We start from the raw sequence: 26,217 nt of genomic DNA, 5'->3' as shown, positions 1-26,217 counted from the left end.
AAATTGCCAAATACAAGGCATTTATTTCAATAACGAGTTGGTCTAATGATTAAATAACGATCTAGTGGGTGATTTTAGCAAGTAGAAATGATCACATAGTTACTGAGATTGGTATAAATACGTTTCTATCACTCTTTTGGAGTTTATAATGACATTCGATTCTGAATCACCTGATGCTATAGCGAGTGAATTAGGCGATAGAATAAGAACCGCTCGCCTAAATGCAGATTTAACACAACAAGCTTTAGCCCAAAAAGCAGGAATATCAATCAAGGCTGTCACTAATAGTGAAAAAGGAAAATCAACACTCGAATCTTTTATTGCCATTTTAATTGCACTTAATCTTACAGAACAGTTAAATGCATTTATCCCCAAGCAAGAAATATCACCTATTCAATTAGCAAAACTTCAAGGGAAACAGCGAAAAAGAGCTACCGCCGAGCATAAAACAATGACTAAAAGCATAGCCAAAAACAAGGAAAACACCTCATGGTAATGGAAGTTATCACGGTAAAATACCAACATCATGACGTTGGTGCTCTTAGCTACAACACAGAAACTCAACTCGGCTATTTTGAATACTTTCCTCGTTTTATAAAAACAGGTATTGAGCTGTCTCCAATAAAAATGCCATTAAAAAGTAAAATATATTCATTTCCAGGAATTGATCACGAAACATTTAAAGGGCTTCCTGGACTAATAGCTGACTCACTACCCGACGACTTTGGTAATGCCGTCATGAATGCATGGATAGCTAGCCAAGGTAAATCCACCAGTGATATTACGCCATTACAACGTTTACAATATACCGGTACGCGTGGGATGGGTGCATTAACATATGCGCCGCAGTTAAAAGAAAAAATCTTAACGCCTCTCAAGCAATACAACTAGACTCGCTTATTACTATCGCCCAAGAAGTATTAAACCAACGAGAAAAATTTAGTTTACATTTAGCAAATAACGCCCATGAAGACCAAGAAGCCATGATGTCACTCATGTCTGTAGGTATGAGTGCTTGGCGGAGCAAGACCGAAAGCAGTACTAGCATTTAATAACGATTTTACTCAAGTGCGCTCTGGGCAAACAAATGCACCAGAAGGCTTTAGTCATTATTTAATGAAATTTGACGGGGTTAGTGAACATAATAAAAACCAAGAAACTTTTGGTGACCCTATGGGGTATGGTGCTATGGAATACGCATACCATTTAATGGCAACCGAGTGCGGCATCAATATGCAGCCCTGCTTTTTGCTCAATGAAGGTGACCGCAGACATTTTATTACGCAAAGATTTGACCGACGCGGTAATGAGAAAATACACGTACAAACACTCAACGGGCTTGAACATGTGAGCTATAAAAATATAGGCTCATATTCATATGCTGAATTATTTGGTACCGCTAGAAAGCTAAAATTAGGTGCTGTGGATGCATTACAACTGTTTAAACGAATGGTGTTTAATGTTGTGGCTAGAAACCATGACGATCACGCCAAAAATTTTGCGTTCATATTAAATAACGATAACAGTTGGCAGCTAGCACCTGCTTATGATCTTGCCTATAGTTATAAACCAAACAGCCATTGGGTAAGTAAACACTGGATGACACTCAATTCAAAACAAGATAACTTCACCAGAAAAGATTTTTATACCTTTGAAAAACTAAGCCCTATTTTTAGTAAAAAGAAAATAGATGATATTATAGATAACACCACAGAAATCGTGTCTCAATGGCGTAAAGTTGCTACAGAACAAGATGTCCCTAAATTTTTAATAGAAGAAGTAAATCAAAATTTAAGACTAACAATTTAATTGCATCATTTACGTACAAAATCAACCAACCTTTATAAGAGTCAAAAACTTAATGAAACCCTATTTAAATATTGCCGACCTAATTGAAACCTTGGAGTCGGAAATTAAATCACTCTCTGACCAAATTACGATACTGAGAAAAGAGCCTGAAAGTTTTAATGAACAAATTATCTATAAATATATTGATACTTGTAGCACAGGAAAAACAAAAGATTTTGTAAGATCGTTAGGTGTAAAATCTGATCGCGGAACACTTTTTTCATCAGGGGATGTGAGCAAATTAATCAAAGCAGGTGCTGATGATATTTCGCCAGAATTACTCGCTATTGCGCGCAAAGTAGCCAGTATAAAAACGAAAAATGGCAAGTATCGTTAAGTTAATTCAGATATAAAAGAAAAAAGCCCTGTTACTCAATCTATTGAGAACAGGGCTTAAATTTTCATTGTGATTCTGATTGTGCTGTTTTTACTTCCATGTCATCAGCTATTGAGGTATTACTCAATATTGCCGAAACGGTCATAATAAGTACTGCAAAAATAACCGTAGTCAGCTTTAATCCTCTAGGGGATGACTTACGCATTTTATTTACCTAAATTTACTAAATTTTGATTGGATTACCTTTTCTTTTTTTATTTTCTAAATCTAAATTAAATATTATTAAATTACTAGATACATAATAATTAACCATCTAAGTAACTTGATTAAAAACTAAACTATTTAAGTAAATAATTCAATATAATTATTGATTTATTTACTATTTATAAGCTAATTAAGCAAAACACTACCTTTACGGCACTTTTTAATAACGCTTAGTTAAGTATATTACCGAGTTAATATAAAAAATAATGTAATATCATTTGCGATATGACTTATGGTAAGGGAAAATAAGCACAATTCAATTTCCCCTTTAATTAAAAATAGATCCGGAGCTAATATGTCGTCGCGTCAAGAACTAGCCAATGCTATTCGTGTTTTAAGCATGGACAGTGTACAAAAAGCAAAATCAGGACACCCTGGGGCCCCTATGGGTATGGCAGATATCGCTGAAGTATTATGGCGTGACTTTTTAAAACATAACCCAAATGACCCAAACTGGGCGGATCGTGACAGATTCATTCTTTCTAACGGTCATGGCTCAATGCTTATTTATTCGCTATTACATTTATCTGGTTATGATTTATCTATTGATGATTTAAAAAATTTCCGCCAATTGCATTCTAAAACTCCAGGCCATCCTGAATATGGATATACCCCTGGCGTTGAAACAACAACAGGCCCGTTAGGTCTTGGTATTTCAAATGCCGTAGGCATGGCAATTGCGGAAAAAACTTTAGCAGCACAGTTTAACCGTGAAGGACACAACGTTGTTGATCACTTCACTTATTGTTTCTTAGGTGATGGTTGTTTGATGGAAGGTATTTCTCATGAAGCATGTTCATTGGCAGGTACTTTAGGATTAGGCAAGCTAATCACTTTTTGGGATGACAATGGTATTTCTATTGATGGTCATGTTGATGGTCGGTTTACAGATAATACCCCACAACGCTTCGAATCATACGGTCAGGCATGTCATTAGTGTTGACGGACATGATAGTGAGGCAATTGCCGCAGCGATAACTGAAGCAAAATCGGTTACTAACAAACCAAGTATGATTTGTTGTAAAACAATTATCGGTTTTGGTTCACCCAATAAATCAGGCACTCATGACTGTCACGGTGCTCCTTTAGGTGATGACGAAATAGCAGCAACACGCAAATTTTTAAATTGGACTCATGCTCCTTTTGAAATTCCTGAAAATGTTTATGCACAATGGGATCAAAAAGAAAAAGGCGCAACTAACCAAGTTAATTGGAATGAAAAATTCAGCGCTTACCAAGCAGCTTACCCTGAACTTGCCAGTGAATTTGAACGCCGTGTTATAAAAGGTGAATTACCGAAAGACTTTGAAGAAAAAGCGAATGCGTTCATACAAGAATGCCATGAAAATAGTGAAAATATTGCCTCACGTAAAGCATCACAAAATGCTATAGAAGCTTTTGGTCACGTTTTACCAGAAATGCTTGGTGGCTCTGCCGATCTAGCGGGTTCAAACCTAACACTTTGGTCTGGTTCTAAAGGTATTCAAGAAGATGCAGCCGGTAACTACATTTTTTATGGTGTTCGCGAGTTTGGTATGAGCGGTATTATGAATGGTATTTCATTACATGGTGGTTTTATCAATTACGGCGCTACTTTCATGATGTTTATGGAATATGCACGTAATGCGGTACGTATGTCAGCATTAATGGGTATCCAAAATATTTTTGTCTACACCCATGATTCAATTGGTCAAGGTGAAGATGGTCCTACGCATCAACCTATTGAGCAGTTAACTAACTTACGTACCACACCAAACTTAACCACATGGCGCCCATGCGATGCAACTGAATCAGCTGTTGCATGGAAAGCGGCAGTACAAAACCAAAAAGCTCCAACTGCGCTAATTTTTTCTCGTCAAGGTTTACCGGCAATGACTCGTAACCAATCACAAGTTAGCGATATTGCCAAAGGTGCTTATATTTTACAAAATTGTGATGGCACACCTGACGTTATTTTAATGGCTACTGGCTCAGAAGTTGCTTTGGCTGTTGAGTCAGCTAAAGTTTTGACCGAGCAAGGCAAAAAAGTACGTGTTGTTTCAATGCCATCTACTAATGTTTTTGACGCACAAACCAATGATTACAAAGAATCAGTTTTACCTGCAAACGTAACCAAACGTGTTGCTATTGAAGCTGCGCATGTTGATTTTTGGGCTAAATATGTAGGCTTGAATGGCGCAGTAGTTGGTATGACAACTTTTGGTGAGTCTGCACCGGGTAATGTGCTACTTGAATACTTTGGTTTTACTGTTGATAATGTTATCAATACGGTAAATAAACTTTAATTTACGTTTACCAAACGGCACTTCTATGGTGGGCGATTTTAATAGCCCACCTTTTATCCCTCTATTATGCGGATTCCCCCCATTACTGTATTTCTATGATAAACATTGCTATTAATGGTTTTGGCCGCATTGGCCGTAGTATTGTTCGAGCACTTTATGAAAGTGGTAAAACAGATATTTTCAACATTGTTGCAATTAACGATCTTGCTCCGGCAGAAATGGTATGGCTCATTTACTTAAATATGACACCACTCACGGACGCTTCGCTTTTGGTGTTGAGCAACAAGATGAAACACTGATAATTTCTGATCGCAAAACGCTCACTTCGACAGAAAACCTAAATACACAGGGTAAAAACAAAATAGCATTACTACATTTTGAAAAGATAGAACAAATACCTTGGCATGAACATCAGGTTGATATTGTACTAGACTGTACAGGTATATTTGGTAGTCAAGCTGATGGTTTGGCACATATTAAACAGGGTGCAAAAAAAGTATTATTTTCACATCCTTGTACTCAAGACATTGATGCCACCATCATTTATGGTATTAATCATCAGGAGCTAACCAATGAAGATCGGGTTGTTTCGAATGGTTCATGTACCACAAATTGTATAGTGCCAGTGATTAAAGTAATTGATGATGCGTTCGGTATTGAAAGTGGCACTATCACGACTATTCACTCATCAATGCATGATCAACAAGTTATCGATGCCTATCATCCTGATCCAAGACGAAGTCGCGCTGCGAGTCAATCTATTATTCCTGTTGATACTAAACTGGCCTTAGGCATTGAGCGAATTTTACCTAAGTTTAAAGGACGGTTTGAAGCCATTGCAGTACGTGTTCCAACACTCAATGTTACTGCGATGGACTTAAGTGTGAAAGTGAATACTGATGTAAGTATTGCTGAAATTAATCAAATAATAAAAAATGCCGAAGCAAAGCCTATTAGCGAGAATGGATTACAAAATATACTAGCCTATACTGAAGAGCCTTTAGTTTCTGTTGATTTTAATCATGATACTCATTCATGTATTGTCGATGGTAATCAAACACGCGTTAGCCATAAACGTTTAGTTAAAATGCTAATATGGAGCGATAATGAATGGGGATTTGCTAATAGAATGCTAGATACGGCACAAGCAATGGCTTAAAGCAGTCATTAAAATAATGACTGCTTTATTCATTAAACACGTTATACTATTTTATGCGCTATTGATATCAATTGGCTTCTAAATAAAATTTCATTAAGCTTGCGGTAGAGCAATCATGTTTCGCTGAAATACTATTATTTTCTAGCTCTTGTTGTATTTCAGCTGCTAAACCTTTGCCTAGTTCAACCCCCCATTGATCGAACGAGCATATTTGCAAAATAATACCCTGAACAAATATTTTATGTTCGTAAGCAGCGATTAAGCTTCCCAGTGTTTTAGGATCAATACGTTTTAGTAAAATGGTATTGGTAGGTCGGTTACCCTTGTGCACTTTATGTGGCGCTACCTTGTCAATGTAATCAGGCGTACGCCCTTTCGCCTTTAGATCTGCTCTAACCTGCTCTTCATTGACTCCTGCCATTAACGCTTGAGTTTGTGCAAAAAAATTGGCCATTAATGTTTCATGATGACCAAATACAGGGGTAACACTTTCAACTGAACCAATAAAATCGGCAGGTACAACATTGTTACTTTGATGAAGATATTGATAAAAAGCATGTTGCCCATTTATACCTAATTCTCCCCATATAGAAGGAACTGTTGCGTAATCGACTTCATTACCATCCCAAGTCACTGACTTACCATTACTCTCCATTTCCGCCTGCTGTAAATAAGCTGAAAGCATATGTAATGTTTGGTCGTAAGGTAAAATAGCTTGTGATCGTGCCCCTAAAAAGGTGGTATTCCAAACACTGATCAATGCCATAATTGTTGGCATATTATCTCTTAATGGCGCATGAATAAAATGCTGATCCATTTCACTCGCGCCATCGAGAAGTTCAATAAACTTATCAAAACCTAAATCTAAAGCAATCGCTAGCCCAATAGCTGACCATAGCGAGAAGCGACCGCCAACCCAATCCCACATGCCAAAAATGTTCTGTTCTTCAATACCCAAATTCATGGCATTTTCTTTATGAGCAGTCACAGCCACAAAATGTTTTGCTACAGATTTTTCGTCGAATGACGCACTGGTGAGCCATTTCATTGCGGTTTTCGCATTAGTCATCGTTTCTGTAGTTGTAAAGGTTTTACTGGATACGATAAACAAGACATTTTGCGGATCTAACGGCCTCAATACTTCAACAATTTGTGCGCCATCAACATTAGAAACATAATGTACATTCACGGCACCATCACTATAATGCTTTAATGCTTCTGTCACCATTTGCGGACCAAGGTTAGAGCCTCCAACACCAATATTTACAATGTCAGTTATACGTTTACCTGAATATCCTAACCAATGTCCTTCGCGTACTTTATTAACGAATCCTTCCATTTTTTTTAATTGTTGTTGCACCTGTTCAGTGATATTTTCACCATCAACAATCAGTGGCTCATCATTATTCAGACGTCGTAAAGCTGTGTGAAGTACAGCCCGCTCTTCCGTTTTATTGATTTTATCCCCGGCAAACATTTTAGTACGCCATTGGCATACTTCAGTTTCTTCTGCCAACGCAATTAAACTATCAATGGTTTCACAATCTATTAAATTTTTAGAGTAATCAAGTAGCAAGTTTGGCAACTCAATTGAGAATTTTTCAAAACGTTTACTGTCGTTGGCAAACAAAGTATTCATGTGCTGAGATTTTTTATCTAAAGCTAACTGCTTCAGCTTTTTCCAACTAGCTAATGTTTGACGATCTGACATAGAAGCTCCTATAAAAACCGGGATTTCGGTAACGAGTGAATCCTACATAACTGTAGGGTTGTTTTATGACACTGTATGGATATTGATGTACAATCAATAAAAATGACAGCGCTATCAATTATTGTAAATGGACTTGCGTATACTAGCTGCTTATTTAATTAGATAAAAATAGTATTAGTTATTGGCCGGATGATACAAGTAAGAATTGTTCTACCACTTCTGTTCGTTGTAATGCCATTAAATATCAACATTAAAGGTGAATTGGTTAGATGAAATAAACGATTAGTGATGTCGCCAAACAGTCAGGTGTATTCATTAAAAATGTTTCACGAGTAATAAACTATGCTCTATATACTCAAACCACCTCAGTTTGAGGTGGTTTGAGTATATCACTTATAGCTTATTGATCTCTCTAGCAACAGTAAATTCAGATGACGTTACGTATTTTTCAATATGTTGTAATTGCTTTTCAAGTAAACCAAATTTTTTACGAATATCATGAAAGGCTTGTTTAGGTGGCTCACCTGACTGCCACACCCTCGCTTTGACTTTAATTGACTCATTAGCCCGCTCATAATCTGAATTATTATCAGGGTTATCTTGGTTATAGAAACGTTCTCCTTTTGAGCGTTGAAATTTATCATTACCTGATTTTTGTTGCGCTTTCGGAGTTTTATCCAAAATAAACCAAGCCGCAATATAACCTAAAACCAAAAAAGGCATGCCAAACAATACACCTGAAACAACCAATATTCTTACTAACCAAGTTTCCCATCCGAAGTAATCCGCAATGCCTGCACAAACACCAAAGAATTTTCCCTTTTGCCGAATTTCGATATAGCTCACCTCGCTTGGTTCTCATCATTTACTTCTCCAATCAGGGTCTCAGCATCTAAAATCGCCTCAAGCGTTTTAATTCGATCGGCCATTTTATCAGCCATTTCCGATAAGTTAGATAATTGTATATATTCTTCTTCACTCAAGCCTTGACTCACCTGTCCTTTACTTCGGTAATGTAGTACCGGCCAAATGGGGGCAACTATAACCATAAAAACCATGACAGGTGCAATAATAATACCTTCCACGATATGTCTCCTTAAATTATTTTAATAACTTATACAACAAGTTTAAAGTGAGTAAATTAACTTCACTACTCAAAACTTTATACTAATAGCTTATTATTATTTTTTGTTCATTTTAGCTTTTAATGACGCTAATTCATCATCAACTTTTTCATTGGATTCAAGTTCAGCAATTTCATCAGATAGCGATTTACGTCCTAAATCGTATGATTCAACTTGTGCTTCAATCCCATCAATTTTACTTTCATAACGATCAAAACGACTTAAAGCATCATTGACTTTATTACTATCAATATTCTGCTTTACTTTTAAACGAGAGCTCACCGTTTTTTCTCGCATGATAATGGCTTTTTGACGTGTTTTTGCATCAGCTAACTTATCTTGTAACTGTGAAATTTCACCTTGAAGTTTAGTTATGTGTTCTTCTACATTAACTAGTTCTTGTACTAATGATTGTGAATTTTCAGTACTTTTTTCTTCTCCATTAAAGCTGCTCTCGCTAGATCATCTCGATCTTTGCTCAAGGCCAATTCAGCTTTTTCTTGCCATTGTTGAGCTTCATTTTCAAAGCGTGTAACTTGGCGCGTTAGCTCTTTTTTATCCGCTAAAGTTTTAGCTGAGCTAGAACGAACCTCTACTAAGGTATCTTCCATTTCTTGAATAATTAATCTAACCATTTTGGTCGGATCTTCGGCTTTATCTAATAAATTATTGATATTAGAGTTAATAATATCGGTAAACCTTGAAAAAATACCCATAACAACATCCTCTCTTACTTAAATGAACGCTTTCATGTATAAACAAACAGTAGTGCTTGCTCAACTTTAATGAAATCGACTATAAATTTGCATTTAAATTTATATCTAATGTTATTCATGTTTTACGCCAACATGCCAATACTTTTTAACCTCATGTTTTAAAAAGTTTTTTTAAATAATCAAAAAGTACTGTTATCTAATCAATTAATAAAATACACTATTTGTTAGTGAAATAAACCAAAAGTTAGGTCTAACCATGGCACGCTTTAGTAAACAAGATAATCTTCTTGGGCAATCAAACAGCTTTCTAGAAGTCTTAGAGCAAATTTCTCAGATTGCACAGTTAAACAAACCAGTATTAATTATTGGTGAGCGCGGAACAGGTAAAGAATTGGTCGCTGCGCGTTTGCATTATTTATCTAAACGCTGGAACAAAGCTATTTAAAACTAAATTGCGCCGCATTAAATGAAAATCTACTGGAAACAGAACTCTTTGGTTATGACTCTGGTGCTTTTACAGGAGCAAGTAAACGGCATGAAGGTCGATTTGAACGCGCAGATAATGGCACATTATTTTTAGATGAGATTGCCAACACATCAGGTTTAATTCAGGAAAAGTTATTACGTGTGGTTGAATACGGTGAATTCGAACGCGTAGGTGGCTCTCGTACAATTACAACAGATGTTCGTTTAGTTGCCGCAACAAATGAAGATTTACCCCTTTTGGCAGCCTCCGGACAGTTTAGAGCTGATTTGCTTGATCGCTTAGCATTCGATGTTATTACCTTACCACCATTAAGAGAACGCCTTGACGACGTGTTAATGTTGGCAGAGCATTTTGCTATGAATATGGCACGTGAACTAGAGTTTGAGCTTTTCAGTGGTTTTACAGAAAAAGCAAAACGAACAATGCTCGAATATTCGTGGCCCGGTAATATACGCGAACTAAAAAATGTAATTGAACGAAGTGTTTATCGATGTAACAACCCTCACCTACCTGTTCATGAGTTAATTATTGACCCGTTTGAATCCCCTTTTAGACCGAGTCAACGCATTAAAACACTTGATAGAATAACAAGTTCACAGCAAACAACGCCTAACGAGGCCCCCCAAGCTTTAGTTAACGATAATGAGCCAGAGAGTACAAAGAATGAAGCAGAGGTAGCAACAACCGTTGTATCACCAATGCTTATTAACAACGAATTTCCGCAATCGTTAAAAACATTATCACAAAATTATGAAGTAGAGTTGATAAAATCTGCGCTAGCACATTGCCAATATAATCAAAAGAAAACAGCACAAGCGTTAGAATTAACCTATCATCAGTTAAGGGGTTATTTAAAAAAATACAATCTACTTGATGGTAACGATTCTGATGAGTAAGAGAACACTTAATTCCGTAGTTTGCATGAGTTTACTTTCACTCTTTGGCTGCAATGACGAAAGCATTGTTTCATTAAGCGAGCACAGTGTTATTTATTGCGCAGAAGGCTCACCAGAAACATTTAATCCTCAATTGATCACATCAGGCACAACTATTGATGCCACATCAAACCAATTGTACGATAGGTTACTGACTTATCAGGGAGTAGAAAACACGCTAACTCCCGCATTAGCAAAATCTTGGCATGTTACTAAAAATGGTAAAAAAGTTACCTTTTATTTACGCAAAGATGTTGCGTTTCATCAAACTGACTATTTTACGCCAACACGATTTTTAAACGCAGATGATGTTTTATTTAGTTTTAATCGTATGCTAAAGGAAGACCACCCATTCCATTTAGTATCAGGTGGTAGCTATCCCTTTTTTCAAAATATCGGTTTAAAAGACCTTGTTGAAAAAATTGAAAAAATAAATGATTACACCATACGCTTTCATTTAACCCATGCAGACAACGCTTTTTTGGCGAATTTAGCCACCGATTATGCCATTATTTTATCTGCTGAATATGCAGAGCAGCTTACCAAACAAAATAACAAAGCAAACATAGATACATACCCCATTGGTACAGGTCCTTTTAAACTAAAAGAATACCGTGTTGGCTCATTAATTCGATTTTATCGTCATGATCAATACTGGCAAGAACCTGCAAAAATAGAACAATTAGTGTTTGATATAACCCCAAGTAATACAGGAAGGCTAACTAAACTATTAGCAAAAGAGTGCGATGTTACTGCTTATCCAATTGCCCACAATAAAATAAGCCAAAATAAAAACTTAATATTAGAGTCTATCACAGCTTTAAATGTTGGTTATTTTGGCTTTAATGTTAGAAATCCCCCTTTTGATAATAAATTAGTTAGACAAGCAATTAGTTATGCAATTAATAAACAAGTATTGCTTGAAACCATTTATAAAGGTAAGGCGGAACTGGCTAATTCAATATTGCCTAATACCTCATGGGCATTTGATGATACTATTGCAGAGCAAGAATTTAATCCTATGCTAGCAAAAAGCCTGCTTGAAGTTGTCGGTTATCCGCAAGGTTTTACTATGGACTTATGGGCAATGCCTGTACAAAGAGCCTACAACCCTAATGCAATAACTATGGCTAAACTTATTCAAGCAGATTTAAATAACATTGGTATAAAAGTCAATATTGTTAGCTATGAGTGGAATACTTTTTTAAACCGCTTAAAACGTGGCGAACACCAAAGCTTTTTATTGGGATGGTCAGCAGACCATCCCGATCCTGATAATTTTTTCTCGCCAATGCTAAGTTGTTCTGCCGCAGATACCGGCAGTAATACAACTTTTTGGTGTAATCAAGAATATGATGATATTATTCAACAAGCGTTACAAACTAACAATCTAAATTTAAGAAAAAAATACTACGCCCAAGCAATGAAGATAATAACGCAAGAAATTCCCTTAATCCCCATTGCTCATTCAAAACGATATCAAGCAAGAAGTGATAATGTAACCGGCGAAATATTAGCTGCCTTTGGTGGTATAAACTTTTATTCTGCCGCCAAAGCCATCCCTTTAAAAAAGATAAAAAATACTAAAATAAAAATCGTCCCCTCCGAAGAAGTTGACCCTCCTCAAATAGGTAAACAATAATTATGTTGATTTTTACCATACGCCGGCTCAATTTGTTTATTTTTACCATGTTAGTATTAACACTAATTTCTTTTAGTTTAAGTTTTTTATTTCCAGGCGATGCTATCATCAACATAACGGGTGCAATCAACGCAACCCCATACCCGACTTGAAAAATTCAAGAATCATATCAAACCAACAGTAATATTTTTTGGCAATATATTGCTTATTTGCAGCATATCATTCACGGTGATCTTGGCATTTCAATGTCAAGTCAATCAGATATAGGGGCTGAAGTACTTAATTTATTGCCTGCAACCATAGAACTAAGTTTGGTTGCGCTATTTATAGCAATGTTTATTGGGGTGCCACTCGGTTTTATTGCCGCAATAAAACATAATAAAACAGCTGATAATTTAATTTTATCTATATCAATGATCGGTTATTCAATACCTGTTTTTTGGCTTGGCTTGTTAGCTATTTTAATTTTTTCAATCAACTTAGGTTGGCTTCCTTCAGCCGGCCAAATTAGCTTACTATTTGAAATAAATCATGTTACTGGAATCCAATTTATTGATATTTTACTTAGCGATAGTCCTTATAAATGGCAAGCATTTACTGATGCTACTTCACACATAATATTACCCGCCAGTGTTATTTCAGTTGCTCCCGCTACCATCTTTATCCGTTTAGCCCGAACATCGATGATTGAAGTCTTAGAAACGAGTTATATTCGAGCTGCTAATGCTAAAGGATTAAGCTTTCAGCAAATTATTTTCCGTCACGCTATTAGAAATGCATTGATTAAGATTATTCGTCATGTTGGCTTACAGTTTGCTAACTTAGTAACCATAGCAATGGTAACTGAAGTGATTTTTAGTTGGCCTGGCATTGGTCGCCGGCTCATTGAAAGTATTTATCAACGCGACTACACTGCAATACAAAGTGGCTTATTGGTCTTGTCATGTTTTATATTTATGATTCACATTTTAACAGACTTTATTTATGCCGCACTGAATCCACTAGCCCGAGGTAACAAGTATGGCTCGTGATAAGATATATACGGAAGAAATTTTTCCTTCGCCCTTTATGCAATTGTGGCAAATTTTTCGTAAAACGCCTGTGGCCATGGTGGGCTTTAATTGTTTTATATTCTTAATAATTCTCGCTATTTTCGCCCCTATATTAGCACCTTACTCTCCAGTTGATGGGCAACTTGATATGATATTATTACCCCCTGCATGGCACGCAGATGGTAATGTAAGCTTTTTATTGGGTACTGACGAATTAGGACGGGATATGCTCTCTCGTTTAATGTATGGTACCTCCTTAACCTTTGGTCTGAGTTTTATAGTCGTACTTATCTCATTGGTGATAGGCGTTGTTATTGGCTCATTATCAGCATTAACCACTGGATTAAAATCAAGTTTTCTTAATCATTTTCTTGATGTTATTTTATCTATTCCCTCCTTATTGTTAGCCATTATTATTGTGGCTATTTTAGGTCCAGGCATAGGCAATACCGTCTGGGCAGTTGTTATTGTACTCATACCTCAGTTTATACATATTACCCGTTATGCGGTAAAAGAAGAGTCGCGCAAAGATTATGTGTTGGCTTCACGTCTAGACGGCGCTAGCCCTTTTAGGGTTTTATATTATTCAATTTTTCCAAATATTGTAGATAGGCTCATGGGGCAAGCAACGTTAGCACAATCAGCAGCTATTCTAGACATTGCCACCTTAGGTTTTTTAGGATTAGGCGCACAAATTCCATTACCCGAATGGGGGGCAACACTCGCCAATGGATTAGATCTATTTTACATAGCTCCATGGACAGTTTATTTACCTGGCTTAGCTATACTTTTTGCTGTTGTTGCCACAAACCTTGTTGGTGAAGGTATTCGCCATGCACTTAAACTACGCAAGGACAGGTAATGAATTTACTTGATATTAGAAATTTATCTATTGAATTGATTGGTGAAAACCAAAATATTCTAGCTGTTGATAAAGTCAGTTTATCAATGAAGGAAGGAGAAGTCCGTGGTTTAGTTGGTGAATCGGGCTCCGGAAAATCTTTATTAGCGCAAGCTATTGTTGGCGTATTAGATGACAAATGGCATGTTCATGCAGATAGGTTTCATTGGCGCGGCATGGATTTGCTACGCTTATCCATACCAGAGCGTAAAGCATTACTGTCTCGCGATATAGCCATGATTTTTCAAGAGCCGATGGCTTGTTTAGATCCAACCACAACGATTGAAAATCAACTAGCAGAAGCAATTGACACAAGTGCTTTCACTGGTTTTTTTGGCAAAAAACACAACAACGCCATGCTGCTGCAATTAGTTTATTACACAAAGTAGGTATAAAAAAACACAGTGCTTGTTTAAGCAGTTATCCTCATCAACTAACAGAAGCATTATGTCAACGCGTAATGATAGCGATAGCCCTAGCCAGAAAACCCATTTTACTTATCGCAGATGAGCCTACCGCAGCAATGGAAACTACTAACCAAGGTCAAATATTCCGATTATTAGCGAGCCTAAATCAGTTGAAAAACATGGGGATATTATTAATCAGTCATGACTTAGATAACATCACCAATTGGACTCATACCATTACAGTCATGTATAGCGGTCAATTTGTTGAAGCAGGCACTACCGAACAAATATTTAAAAAACCATTGCATCCTTATACAAGAGCCTTGGTTGACAGTAGCCCCAGTGCAAACTTTCATTTGCCTGCCAAATCTAGATTAATGGCGTTGCCAGGCAGTATCCCTATTTTACAGCACTTACCCATTGGTTGTCGTTTAGGTCCGCGTTGCCCTAGAGCTCAGCAGGCCTGTGTTAAAGCCCCTTCAGCAACTAACTTTCATGGTCATAAGGTAAGTTGTCATTTTCCCTTAACCCCATTAAAACCTCTTCGTAAAGGTATAAAGGGAGTATCTAAGCATGACTGAATTACTGAAAGTCGTAGAGTTAAGTAAATCTTACCAACACAGAGGTTTTTGGTTAAATAAGTATACAACAACAGTTTTGGAGCCTATTTCATTTAGTATAGATGCACATAAAACCTTGGCTATTATTGGTGAAACTAGCTCAGGTAAATCAACACTTGCTAAATTATTGGTTGGTGCAGAACCAAAGAACGAGTGGAAAAATCATTTTAAACGGACAAGAATTGCACGAAGGGAGCTATAAACAAAGATGTCAGCATATACGGATGATATTTCAAGATTCGGGAACTACCCTTAATCCTAGCTTGACCATTTTACAACTCTTGGATGAACCATTAAAACTCAATACACCTTTTAATGAAGAAAAGCGAAAAGAGCTAATTAGAACAACCTTACAAAAAGTTGGCTTGTTGGGGGATCATATGAATTTTTATCCCCATATGTTCTCTGGAGGTCAAAAACAAAGGATATCGCTTGCTAGAGCAATTATACTACAACCACAAGTAATTATTTTGGATGAAGCATTGGCAGCGCTAGATCCCTCCCTACGCTCTCAAATGATTAACTTGTTATTGGATCTACAACAACAAATGGGATTAGCCTATATTTTAATTTCTCATAACTTAGGTATCATTCGCCATTTCAGTGATGAAATTATGGTGCTATCAAATGGGAAAGTTGTAGAATCAGGAAAAACACTTGAAGTAATGAGAAAACCTAAACATAAAGTAACGCAAAAATTACTAATAAATCAAAATTTCCAGTTAAAACCTAGTATTAGATATTAATAAAAAAAGAGCAACAAGTTAAACTCGCTACTCTTTTCTAAAAGGTCTTTTTAAAACTTACCGTTAAAAGTCAATCATAATATTCTCGACTTTCTGGCATCATTTTTAATATCACTAGTTAATCGTTGGAGCATTAATAACCTTGCGTGTAATTTTTGCATCAACTTTCAACGCATCAATGTAGCTTTTATATGCAGACTGAGCCAATTGAGACGTTTGTTGCTGCGAAACTTGTGGATTGGTAACTTCAACATCCTCATTAACAGCTTGTACTTCAACCAAAGCCAAATCTCCATTACTTAATGCTACAGTAGATGCAGAAACAGTATCTTCTGTAGGATGAGGAAGTACAAAAGCTTCTCTCGTAATGCTTTGATCTAAATCAGCACTATAACGCGCCACATTTTCCTTAGTAGTGAAGTCGCATAATTTTGAGTTAATTGCTCAGTAATATCGTTACCGACTTTAAATTGTACTAATAACTCATCAATAACTGATTGTGCTTTTTCAGTTGCTTTTTGCGCAACTAATATCGTTTTAATTTGTGCCTCTACTTCAGCAATAGGCTTCACATTAGCTTCTTGATATTCATTTAAACGTAATACTAAAGAAACACTATCACTCACTTCAATAACATCTGAGTTCATATTATCTTGTAAAACCAAATCAGAAAAAGCCGCTTCTATCACCTTAGCATCATCAAAAGGTGCAGGATTGCCGTTATGAGATAACCACGTTGATGTTTCTACTTTCGCATTCACTTCAGTTGCCGCATCTTCCAAGCTATCAGGGAATTCAAAACTTATACGCGCCATTTCTTGGGTTTGTGTATAAAATTTTTCTTGTGCTTTAATCTCACTCACTTTAACGTATAAATCACTTTTAACATCTGTAAAGTTTTGGATAACTTCTGGTTTCAATTCAGTTAATTTAATCACATGATAACCAAAACTGGTTTTTACAATGTCAGTGATATCCCCTACAGAAGTCAATGCAAATGCTGCTTCATCGAACTCAGGATCCATTACACCGGGTTCTATATATTCTAAATCACCACCATTTTCACCACTAAAAGTATCACTTGATAACGTTTTAGCAAGTGTTGCGAAATCTTCACCTTGGGTAAGTCGAGCAAGTAAAGCTTCAGCTTCTACTTTAGCAGTAGCTTCGCTTTCAGTATCTCCTTCATCAAAGGCAATTAAAATATGAGACACACGACGTTGTTCTGGTTGTGTAAAACTAGCTATATTATCTTGATAATAGGCTAAAACATCATCATCAGATACTTCAATATTTTTAGCTATATCTTCTACAGTTAAACGAATAAAGTTAACTTTAACTTTTTCTTTATTCTCAAATCGTGCTTGATTAGTTTGGTAATAGTTTTTAACTTCTTCTTCACTTACTTCAATCCCGGCTTCAAATTTTTTAGCAGAAATTGTAGCAAAACGAATGTTACGTGTTTGACTTTGCAACTTTTGTTGTAAAGTTTCTTGATAAGGTAAGTTGAACTCAGTACCAATTAGTGCTTGTGATAACTGTCGACGAGTCATTTCTATACGTAAATAATCACGAAAGTTAGAGGATTGATAAAAGCCCGCTTGGTTAATAATTGCTAAATAACGATTATTATCAAAAACACCTTCTACTTGAAACTCTGGCATAGTTCTGATGGTTTCTTTAATACGTTCGTCTGATACGCGTATAGAAAGATCTTGTGCACTTTGATCAATCAGCTTTTCATTAATTAGGTTATCTAAAACACTTTGGCGAAAATTTGCCATGTAATTACTATCGTTAGACAGGGTTTCAAACATTTCGCCATATTGTTGTGCCATACGGTTACGCTGAGCTTGATAAGCTTTATTGAATTCCTGCTCACTAATTTTTTCATCGTTAACAGTCGCTACTGATGTATCCACCGAATTAGTATAACTACCAATACCGGCCACAGCGAAGGTTAATATAATAAGACCAAGGATTATTTTGGCCGTTAAGCCCTGCGAGCTTTCTCTAATATCTTCTAACATTTTTGTCTCTTTTCTCTAAAGCCAATGTCTATTAAATCAATAACTAGTTAAACGTTAACTTGTACACCGATAAATAATACCAATACTTTACGTTATATTATTTTGTTGCTCGCGATTCTAGCAGATGCAGACCACCGCTTGAAGTGTAAGATTACTTTTATTTTATTTTATTAAAAACTTATCTCAATACTAAGACCCATTCTAATTAGCATTAAAAAAGCAAAAAACCACCTATAGGTGGTTTTTAACTATATTGTAATAATATAATAAAATTGCCAAAGCAATTAATTAGATATTAGTCATTACAAGCGTCTTTTAATGCTTTACCGCCTTTAAAAGCAGGTATTTTAGCAGCAGCAATTTGAATAGTAGCACCAGTTTGTGGATTACGGCCAGTTCTTGCTGCACGATCACGTACAGAGAAAGTACCAAAACCAACTAGAGCAACTTGCTCACCATTTTGTAATTCTTCAGTTACAGCGCCAATAAATGAATCTAATGCGCGACCCGCAGCAGCCTTTGAAATGTCAGCGCCTTCAGAAATTTTCTCGATAAGTTGAGATTTATTCACAGTGTATACCCCTTCAATTGTTATTATTACAACGCTATCTTTACTTCTTTTTACTTTTCATTAGTAAAAGGTTAATAAAAGTTCGTCCTACAAAAACTAGCTCACATTATGTGATTTGATTTTTTTGAACATCAAGCATCGAGTTTAGAAAAATACTATTACGTCTAGACCTTTATCAACAATACCTATTAGGTTTAATCCCTCTTAGGCATACTAAGCAAGGGGTCTAGCGACATAAGCGTAGTTAACTTACCATAGTTTCAGCGTTTGAAAAGCCTTTATTTCATTTTTTCTTACTTTTTAGCTGATTTTTTGCATTTTTTTCAATTTGTGTCAAAAAATCAACTTTTTAAGGATAAAAATTACTCTGCCTTCCACTGCTCAACAGGATGTTCAAGCGCAATTGCCAGTACTTCATCGATCCATTTTACGGGATGAATAGCTAAATCTGCTTTAACATTTTCAGGTATTTCTTTTAAGTCACGCGCATTTTCATGTGGAATAATGACTGTTTTTATACCACCACGATGTGCTGCTAATAACTTTTCTTTTAAACCGCCAATAGCTAACACTTCTCCACGTAATGTAATTTCACCTGTCATTGCCACATCTGCTCTAACAGGATTTCCCGTTAAGCTTGATACCAGTGCTGTACACATACCTATTCCTGCACTTGGACCATCTTTTGGTGTAGCACCTTCAGGCACATGCACATGAATATCACGTTTTTCATAGAAATTATCATTGATACGAAGCTTTTCCGTTCTGCTACGTACAACGGTCATAGCTGCTTGAATTGATTCTTGCATAACGTCGCCTAATGAACCAGTGTAAGTTAACTTGCCTTTACCTGGTACAGAAGCCGTTTCTATAGTTAAGAGCTCACCACCAACTTGTGTCCATGCTAAACCAGTTACTAAACCGACACGGTTTTCATCATCTGCCTTGCCATAATCAAAACGTTGTATACCTAAATACTCATCTAAATTATCTTGATTAATAACCACTTTTTTCAGTTTTTTATCTAATAAAATGGCTTTAACGGCTTTACGGCATAATTTAGAAATTTCACGTTCTAGATTTCTCACTCCCGCTTCACGGGTGTAATAACGAATAATCCCAACAATTGCACTATCATCAATTTCTATTTCAGTTGCTTTTAAACCATTACGTTCAATTTGTTTATCAAGTAGATGGTTGCGGGCAATATTTAATTTTTCATCTTCGGTATAACCCGATAAACGAATAACTTCCATTCGGTCAAGTAATGGTCCTGGAATATCCATACTATTAGATGTAGCAACAAACATCACATCTGACAAATCATAATCTACTTCTAAATAATGATCATTAAAGCTAGAGTTTTGCTCTGGATCTAATACTTCTAATAATGCCGACGCAGGATCCCCACGCATATCAGAAGCCATTTTATCTATTTCATCAAGTAAAAATAATGGGTTTTTAACCCCTACTTTAGATATTTTTTGAATTAACTTACCTGGTAATGAACCAATATAAGTACGACGATGTCCGCGAATTTCAGCCTCATCTCTTACGCCGCCCAAAGCCATCCGAACGTATTTTCGTCCTGTTGATTTAGCGATAGACTGTCCTAGTGATGTTTTACCAACCCCCGGAGGACCAACTAAACAAAGAATAGGCCCTTTAAGCTGACTAACACGCTGTTGAACCGCTAGATACTCTAAGATACGTTCTTTAACTTTGTCTAAACCATAATGATCTTTATCTAATACTTCTTGCGCCAAGGCAAGATTACGTTTTAACTTACTACGTTTTTTCCATGGTACATTTATCATGCATTCAATATAGCTACGAACTACCGTGGCTTCTGCAGACATCGGCGACATCATTTTTAATTTTTGTAATTCAGCTAAGGTTTTATCTTTTGCCTCTTTTGGCATTTGAGCTTCATCAATACGTTTAGCCATTTGCTCTAGCTCGTCAGGTGTTTCATCTCCTTCATTAAGCTCTTTTTGAATGGCTTTCATTTGCTCATTCAAATAATATTCACGCTGACTTTTTTCCATTTGTTTTTTGACGCGGGTACGAATTTTCTTCTCAACTTGTAGTAAGTCAATTTCGCCTTCCATGAGAGCCATTAGATGTTCTAAGCGTTTTACAACATCTACAATTTCTAATACTTTTTGTTTATCTGCTAATTTTAATGGCATATGTGCAGCCATTGTATCAGCAAGTTGTTCTGCATCATCAATCCCAGAAACTGAAGTAAGCACCTCTGGAGGGATCTTTTTATTAAGCTTTACATAACCCTCAAATTGAGAAATAGCTGAACGGATTAAAACCTCATTATCATCTTCTGATTCATTTTCAGTGGTTAAGAAGTCGATATTAGCGCTAAAATAGTTTGTAGTTTCTACAAATTCTGTCACATGGGCACGCTGTACACCTTCTACTAATACTTTCACTGTACCATCAGGCAGTTTCAGCATTTGTAGAATTGTTGCGACTGTCCCAACTTCGTATACATCGGCTGCTTGAGGATCATCAACAGCAGCATCTTTTTGGGCAACTAAAAATACTTGCTTGTCATTTTCCATAGCAAGGTCTAAACAACGGATCGATTTTTCTCGCCCAACAAACAGAGGAATAACCATTTGCGGATAAACGACAACATCTCTTAAGGCAAGAACGGGGATTTCAACTACACTAGATAATTCTTCGGTCATGTGTATCTCTTTGGAAAGTTATGAAAATTGCTAATTAAAAACTATATGGGGATAAATAGAAAACTTACAAGCGAGAATTTTAAGTTTATAACAACAAGGCATGAAAATAAAAAAGAGCCTCAAGGGCTCTTTTACTATTTATTGTGGTAATACTTACTCTGATGCAGCCTGTTCTTGTTGGCTATCGTAGATAACTAAAGGCTTAGACTCACCTTTAATCGTTGTTTCATCCACAACAATTTTACTGACATTTTCCATGGAAGGTAATTCGTACATAGTATCAAGTAAAACAGCTTCAACTATTGAACGTAAACCACGAGCGCCAGTTTTTCTGCTCATTGCTTTTCTAGCAATAGCAATAAGTGCGTCTTCTCTAAATTCTAATTCTACATTTTCCATATCAAACAAAGCAGCGAACTGTTTTGTTAATGCATTTTTAGGTTCTTGAAGAATTTGAATTAATGCCGACTCATCTAATTCTTGTAAAGTTGCTAGCACAGGTAAACGACCGATAAATTCAGGTATTAACCCGTATTTAACTAAATCTTGAGGTTCTACATCTTCCAATCGTTTTGTCAGTGAAACTTCTTCTTCTTTACCGCGAACTTCAGCACCAAAACCAATACCAGTGCCCGTGTGGCAACGTTGCTCAATAACTTTATCTAATCCTGCAAATGCGCCACCACAGATAAATAAAATTTTGGATGTGTCAACTTGTAAAAATTCTTGCTGAGGATGCTTACGACCACCCTGCGGAGGAACCGAAGCAACTGTACCTTCAATTAGTTTTAATAACGCTTGTTGAACACCTTCACCAGAAACATCACGCGTAATTGAAGGGTTATCCGATTTACGAGAAATTTTATCTATTTCATCGATATAAACGATACCACGCTGTGCTTTTTCAACATCATAATCACATTTCTGTAAAAGTTTTTGAATGATATTTTCAACATCTTCACCAACATAACCCGCTTCAGTTAAAGTTGTTGCATCTGCCATAGTAAAAGGCACATTAAGTAAACGTGCTAGCGTTTGAGCTAGTAACGTTTTACCAGACCCTGTTGGCCCAATAAGTAAAATATTACTCTTGCCTAATTCAATACCGTTGTGAGAATCACCATTACGCAAACGTTTATAATGATTATAAACAGCTACTGCGAGCACTTTCTTCGCATGGTCTTGACCAATAACGTAATCATCTAAACTTTCGCGTATTTCAATGGGAGAAGGCAACGCTTCTTTTTCTTCTTTCGGAGAAATTTCTTTTATTTCTTCACGAATAATGTCGTTGCATAATTCAACACATTCGTCACATACAAATACTGACGGCCCGACAATTAACTTACGCACTTCATGTTGGCTTTTGCCACAAAATGAACAATACAGTAATTTACCATTGTCACCGTCACCACTTTTAATATCGGTCATGCCCTACCTCAAATTTTTAATTCCGTTAATTACTACTACCTATCTCACTAAATTATAGCATAGTAGTAATTTAATCATTTTTTAAGTGATATTTGATTATTCAAACTCACTTTACAACGAACGTTAAAAATAAATTAACTGTTTCTTTGTTCTAATATGGAGTCAACTAAACCATATTCAACTGCAGATTCTGCACTTAAGAAATTATCTCTGTCAGTATCCTGAGAAACCTTATCAAGAGGCTGACCTGTGTGCTCAGCCATTAAACGATTTAATTTATCTTTAATGTATAAAATTTCTTTTGCATGAATTTCAAAATCAGATGCTTGACCTTGGAACCCACCTAAAGGTTGATGGATCATCACACGTGCATTAGGTAAACAATAACGTTTGCCTTTCTCGCCGCCTGAAAGTAAAAAAGCGCCCATACTGGCAGCTTGACCGATACAAACAGTAGAAATATTAGGTTTAATAAATTTCATCGTGTCATAAATGGCCATACCTGCTGTTACAGAACCGCCAGGCGAGTTTATATAAAGAAAAATATCCTTATCTGGGCTTTCTGATTCTAAAAACAAGAGTTGAGCAATAATTAAATTTGCCATGTGATCTTCAACTTGACCACATAAAAATATGACACGTTCTTTTAATAATCTTGAGTAAATATCATAAGAACGTTCACCTTTAGCTGTCTGTTCTACTACCATAGGCACTAAAGCACTTTCAGGGCTAGTAGCTGAATTTTGAGGATTTGTCTGTGAATTAAATTGAGAATTAAACAAGTGTGTTCCGTCCCTTAAATATAAAATACGTGATTGTTTTTAATTGAGTAATTATAAGTCAAATAAAAATGGCTTGTATGATTTATTCATACAAGCCATTAAATCTAAGCGATTGCTAAGCTTTTTTCAATAAAAAAGCGATATTACTTACCTTCTGGGTTCATAATATCTTTAAAGCTTGCTTTTTTATTTTTTACTTTCGCTTTTTCAACTAAAAATTCAACTGCTTGCTCTTCTAGAGCAACGTTTTGCATTTGTTGCATTAGTTCTTTGTTGTTAGCGTAGTATTCAATAACTTCTTTTGGATCTTCATAAGCAGAAGCAGCAGTAGCAATTAATTCGTCCACTTTCTCTTTGTCAACTTTCAACTCATTAACTTTAATTACTTCACCTAATAGTAAACCAATTTTAACGCGACGCTCTGCTTGCTCTTTGAACATTTCGCTTGGTAATTCAGGTAAGTTTTTAGGATCCATTTGACCTTGGAAGCGTTGCATAGCTTGTTGACGTAACACGTCAATTTCTTGTGCAACTAAAGCTGACGGTAACCCAACTTCATGGCTAGCTAATAATCCATCTAGTACTTGGTTTTTAACTTTAGCTTTAACAGCTTGTGTTAATTCACGAGACATATTTTTGCTAACTTCTTCACGTAAAGCATCAACACCACCTTCTTCAACGCCAAATAATTTTGCAAATTCATCGTCTACCGTTGGTAAAACTGGGCCTTCTGTTTTATGAACAACAATATCAAACTCAGCCTCTTTACCTTTTAGGTTTTCGGCGTGATAGTCATCAGGGAAAGTCACTTTAATTGTTTTCTCTTCCCGCCTTTCATGCCAGTAATTTCTTTTTCGAAACCAGGGATCATACGACCCGCACCTAATTCAAGTTCGAAAGCTTCTGCTTTACCGCCGTCAAACTCTTTACCATCAATACGGCCAGTGAAATCAAGTGTTAGCTTGTCACCTTTTTTAGTTTTACGTTTATTTTCTTTCCATGTTTGATGTTGCTTTTGCAACGTTTCAAACATTTCATCTAAATCTGCGTCGGTTACTTCTACGTCAGGACGTTCTACCGCAATTTTGTCTAAATTATTTAATTCAACTTCTGGATAAACTTCAAATGTTGCTTCAAATTTTAATTCTTTACCGTCTTCATTACTTTTTGCTACAAATGAAGGGCGACCTGCTTTGGATTGATTTTTTCTGCAACAATCGCATCTACGAAGCTACGTTGCATTATTTCACCGACAACTTCTTGACGTACAGACTGGCCATAGCGTTTTTGAATTACAGACGGTGGAACTTTGCCCGGACGGAAACCGTTAATACGCCGGGTTTTACTAACTTGACGAAGACGATTTTTAACTTCAACATCTACTGTTTCGGCCGGAACAGAAATAGTCAAACGACGTTCCAAACCTTGTGTAGTCTCAACTGAAACTTGCATTTATATACCTCAAAACTTAGCGTGTTACGCTTTCTTATAATGCATCAATTTTACTAACTAATAACAGTAAAAAAGTGCTTTGCTCATACGAACGGTTAAAATTTATGACGCGGAATTATAGCGGGACACAAAAGAAGTTGCAAGGGCAAGTTTTTAGAGAACATTCTAACAATATATAAGCAAAGATAAAGTAGCAGTTTTATATTAGTTTCATGAATTAAGTTATCTATTTTAATGTAGCAAAAATTGCCAAATACAAGACACTTGTTTCAATAACGAGCTGTTCTAATTATTAAATAAATAACGATGTGGTCGATGCTACAAGATTTGAACTTAGGACTGTACCTAATGACACTCTAACCAATAATTAAATTTTCTGAGGGGATTGAGAAGAAAAGTGGTCGGTGATGCAAGATTCGAACTTGCGACTGAATTTGATAACACCCAAACCAATACTTGCTCTTCCCTATTACCTAAGAAAGAAAAAGTGGTCGGTGATGCAAGATTCGAACTTGCGACTGAATTTGATAACACCCAAACCAATACTTGCTCTTCCCTATTACCTAAGAAAGAAAAAGTGGTCGGTGATGCAAGATTCGAACTTGCGACCCCTTGGACCCAAACCAAGTGCGCTACCAAGCTGCGCTAATCACCGATTTAAAACTTTACTCTTTAGCTTCAAGGGATGAAGAAAAAGATGGGGTGGCTAAAGGGACTTGAACCCTCGACAACCGGAATCACAATCCGGGGCTCTACCAACTGAGCTATAGCCACCATAACACTTTTATACTCTACTCTTAGTATGGCGCGCCCTGCAGGATTCGAACCTGCGACCCACGCCTTAGAAGGGCGTTGCTCGTTTCTCACCCTAAGCAGAGTTACCAGTTATTACCTGCCTAAGCAAGGAATAGGTGCATTATAGAGTTTAAATACTAAAAAGCAACTTCTTTTTAAAATAAATTAAAATTGTTTTCCCCCTAGTAAATGTTACCTTTAATAAAGGATGAAA

Annotated in this window: 16 protein-coding genes, 2 tRNA genes and 8 pseudogenes; 12 read left to right on the top strand and 14 right to left on the bottom strand. The window is 36.3% G+C overall.

Going from position 1 to position 26,217, the window contains the following annotated elements; genetic code table 11:
• Positions 1-148: 148 nt before the first annotated feature.
• The 4 genes from L3081_RS10685 to L3081_RS10670 all read left to right on the top strand — a co-directional run bounded on the left by L3081_RS10685 (position 149) and on the right by L3081_RS10670 (position 2,185).
• A complete protein-coding gene (locus L3081_RS10685) occupies positions 149-496 on the top strand; it encodes a helix-turn-helix domain-containing protein (RefSeq protein WP_242285993.1) in 348 nt (115 codons plus the stop codon).
• Positions 490-891 carry a HipA N-terminal domain-containing protein gene (locus tag L3081_RS10680; protein WP_242285991.1) on the top strand — a complete coding sequence of 134 codons (402 nt, stop codon included), beginning with the start codon at positions 490-492 and terminating at the stop codon, positions 889-891. Before L3081_RS10685 ends, L3081_RS10680 begins: the two co-directional genes overlap by 7 nt.
• Positions 892-1,011: 120 nt before the next feature.
• Positions 1,012-1,809: a type II toxin-antitoxin system HipA family toxin gene (locus tag L3081_RS10675; RefSeq protein ID WP_242285990.1), complete on the top strand. Its 798-nt coding sequence runs from the start codon at positions 1,012-1,014 to the stop codon at positions 1,807-1,809.
• 52 nt (positions 1,810-1,861) lie between these two features.
• Entirely contained in the window at positions 1,862-2,185 is a 324-nt protein-coding gene (locus tag L3081_RS10670; protein ID WP_242285988.1) for a hypothetical protein, read from the top strand.
• Between the two features lie 64 nt (positions 2,186-2,249).
• On the opposite strand, the gene L3081_RS10665 is transcribed toward L3081_RS10670, so the two are convergent.
• Complete coding sequence (locus L3081_RS10665) at positions 2,250-2,390, bottom strand: hypothetical protein (protein WP_242285987.1); 141 nt, start codon at positions 2,388-2,390, stop codon at positions 2,250-2,252.
• 354 nt (positions 2,391-2,744) lie between these two features.
• On the opposite strand from L3081_RS10665, the pseudogene tkt reads away from it, so the two are divergent.
• Together tkt and epd are read left to right on the top strand one after the other, a co-directional pair.
• Positions 2,745-4,734 (top strand): annotated as a pseudogene (tkt, locus tag L3081_RS10660) (transketolase).
• Positions 4,735-4,829: 95 nt separating this feature from the next.
• Positions 4,830-5,893: pseudogene (gene epd / locus L3081_RS10655) on the top strand (erythrose-4-phosphate dehydrogenase).
• Between the two features lie 67 nt (positions 5,894-5,960).
• On the opposite strand, the gene pgi reads toward epd, so the two are convergent.
• From pgi to pspA, 4 genes and pseudogenes are all read right to left on the bottom strand, one after another.
• Positions 5,961-7,604, bottom strand: coding sequence for a glucose-6-phosphate isomerase (gene pgi, locus L3081_RS10650; RefSeq protein ID WP_242285985.1), 1,644 nt, complete (start codon positions 7,602-7,604; stop codon positions 5,961-5,963).
• Between the two features lie 393 nt (positions 7,605-7,997).
• Entirely contained in the window at positions 7,998-8,450 is a 453-nt protein-coding gene (pspC, locus tag L3081_RS10645) for an envelope stress response membrane protein PspC (protein ID WP_242285984.1), read from the bottom strand.
• 15 nt (positions 8,451-8,465) lie between these two features.
• Positions 8,466-8,662, bottom strand: a pseudogene (pspB, locus tag L3081_RS10640) (envelope stress response membrane protein PspB).
• Positions 8,663-8,785: 123 nt separating this feature from the next.
• A pseudogene (gene pspA / locus L3081_RS10635) lies at positions 8,786-9,444 on the bottom strand (phage shock protein PspA).
• 256 nt (positions 9,445-9,700) lie between these two features.
• On the opposite strand from pspA, the pseudogene pspF reads away from it, so the two are divergent.
• From pspF to L3081_RS10605, 6 genes and pseudogenes are all read left to right on the top strand, one after another.
• Positions 9,701-10,827, top strand: a pseudogene (gene pspF / locus L3081_RS10630) (phage shock protein operon transcriptional activator).
• Positions 10,820-12,508, top strand: coding sequence for an ABC transporter substrate-binding protein (locus L3081_RS10625; protein WP_242285982.1), 1,689 nt, complete (start codon positions 10,820-10,822; stop codon positions 12,506-12,508). Before pspF ends, L3081_RS10625 begins: the two are co-directional and overlap by 8 nt.
• Before the next feature lie 245 nt (positions 12,509-12,753).
• Positions 12,754-13,539: an ABC transporter permease subunit gene (locus L3081_RS10620; RefSeq protein ID WP_242285980.1), complete on the top strand. Its 786-nt coding sequence runs from the start codon at positions 12,754-12,756 to the stop codon at positions 13,537-13,539.
• On the top strand, positions 13,529-14,422 hold the full coding sequence (locus tag L3081_RS10615) for an ABC transporter permease subunit (RefSeq protein ID WP_242285978.1): 894 nt from the start codon (positions 13,529-13,531) through the stop codon (positions 14,420-14,422). Before L3081_RS10620 ends, L3081_RS10615 begins: the two co-directional genes overlap by 11 nt.
• A pseudogene (locus tag L3081_RS10610) lies at positions 14,422-15,449 on the top strand (peptide ABC transporter ATP-binding protein). The gene L3081_RS10615 and the pseudogene L3081_RS10610 overlap by 1 nt, the downstream one beginning before the upstream one ends.
• Positions 15,442-16,234, top strand: a pseudogene (locus L3081_RS10605) (peptide ABC transporter ATP-binding protein). The pseudogenes L3081_RS10610 and L3081_RS10605 overlap by 8 nt, the downstream one beginning before the upstream one ends.
• A 114-nt stretch (positions 16,235-16,348) precedes the next feature.
• Here the strand turns inward: L3081_RS10605 and L3081_RS10600 are convergent.
• From L3081_RS10600 to L3081_RS10560, 9 genes and pseudogenes are all read right to left on the bottom strand, one after another.
• The gene (locus L3081_RS10600) at positions 16,349-16,636 is read right to left on the bottom strand and encodes a hypothetical protein (protein ID WP_242285976.1); all 288 of its coding nucleotides are present in this window, start codon (positions 16,634-16,636) and stop codon (positions 16,349-16,351) included.
• A complete protein-coding gene (locus L3081_RS10595; protein ID WP_242285974.1) occupies positions 16,612-18,264 on the bottom strand; it encodes a SurA N-terminal domain-containing protein in 1,653 nt (550 codons plus the stop codon). Before L3081_RS10595 ends, L3081_RS10600 begins: the two co-directional genes overlap by 25 nt.
• A gap of 295 nt (positions 18,265-18,559) precedes the next feature.
• The gene (locus L3081_RS10590) at positions 18,560-18,835 is read right to left on the bottom strand and encodes an HU family DNA-binding protein (RefSeq protein WP_242285972.1); all 276 of its coding nucleotides are present in this window, start codon (positions 18,833-18,835) and stop codon (positions 18,560-18,562) included.
• A 362-nt stretch (positions 18,836-19,197) separates the two neighbouring features.
• Complete coding sequence (gene lon, locus L3081_RS10585) at positions 19,198-21,543, bottom strand: endopeptidase La (protein ID WP_242285969.1); 2,346 nt, start codon at positions 21,541-21,543, stop codon at positions 19,198-19,200.
• A 153-nt stretch (positions 21,544-21,696) separates the two neighbouring features.
• Positions 21,697-22,974, bottom strand: a complete 1,278-nt coding sequence (gene clpX / locus L3081_RS10580; RefSeq protein ID WP_242285967.1) for an ATP-dependent protease ATP-binding subunit ClpX — start codon at positions 22,972-22,974, stop codon at positions 21,697-21,699.
• Positions 22,975-23,108: 134 nt separating this feature from the next.
• Positions 23,109-23,756 (bottom strand): ATP-dependent Clp endopeptidase proteolytic subunit ClpP, encoded by a 648-nt coding sequence (clpP, locus tag L3081_RS10575; RefSeq protein WP_274620491.1) that lies wholly within the window; start codon positions 23,754-23,756, stop codon positions 23,109-23,111.
• 143 nt (positions 23,757-23,899) lie between these two features.
• Positions 23,900-25,208: pseudogene (gene tig / locus L3081_RS10570) on the bottom strand (trigger factor).
• A 578-nt stretch (positions 25,209-25,786) separates the two neighbouring features.
• Positions 25,787-25,863, bottom strand: a tRNA-Pro gene (locus L3081_RS10565).
• A gap of 43 nt (positions 25,864-25,906) precedes the next feature.
• Positions 25,907-25,982, bottom strand: a tRNA-His gene (locus L3081_RS10560).
• Positions 25,983-26,217: the final 235 nt, after the last annotated feature.

Source organism: Colwellia maritima (assembly GCF_022669015.1).
Lineage (GTDB): Bacteria > Pseudomonadota > Gammaproteobacteria > Enterobacterales > Alteromonadaceae > Colwellia > Colwellia maritima.
This window is presented reverse-complemented; position numbering and strand designations above follow the sequence as displayed.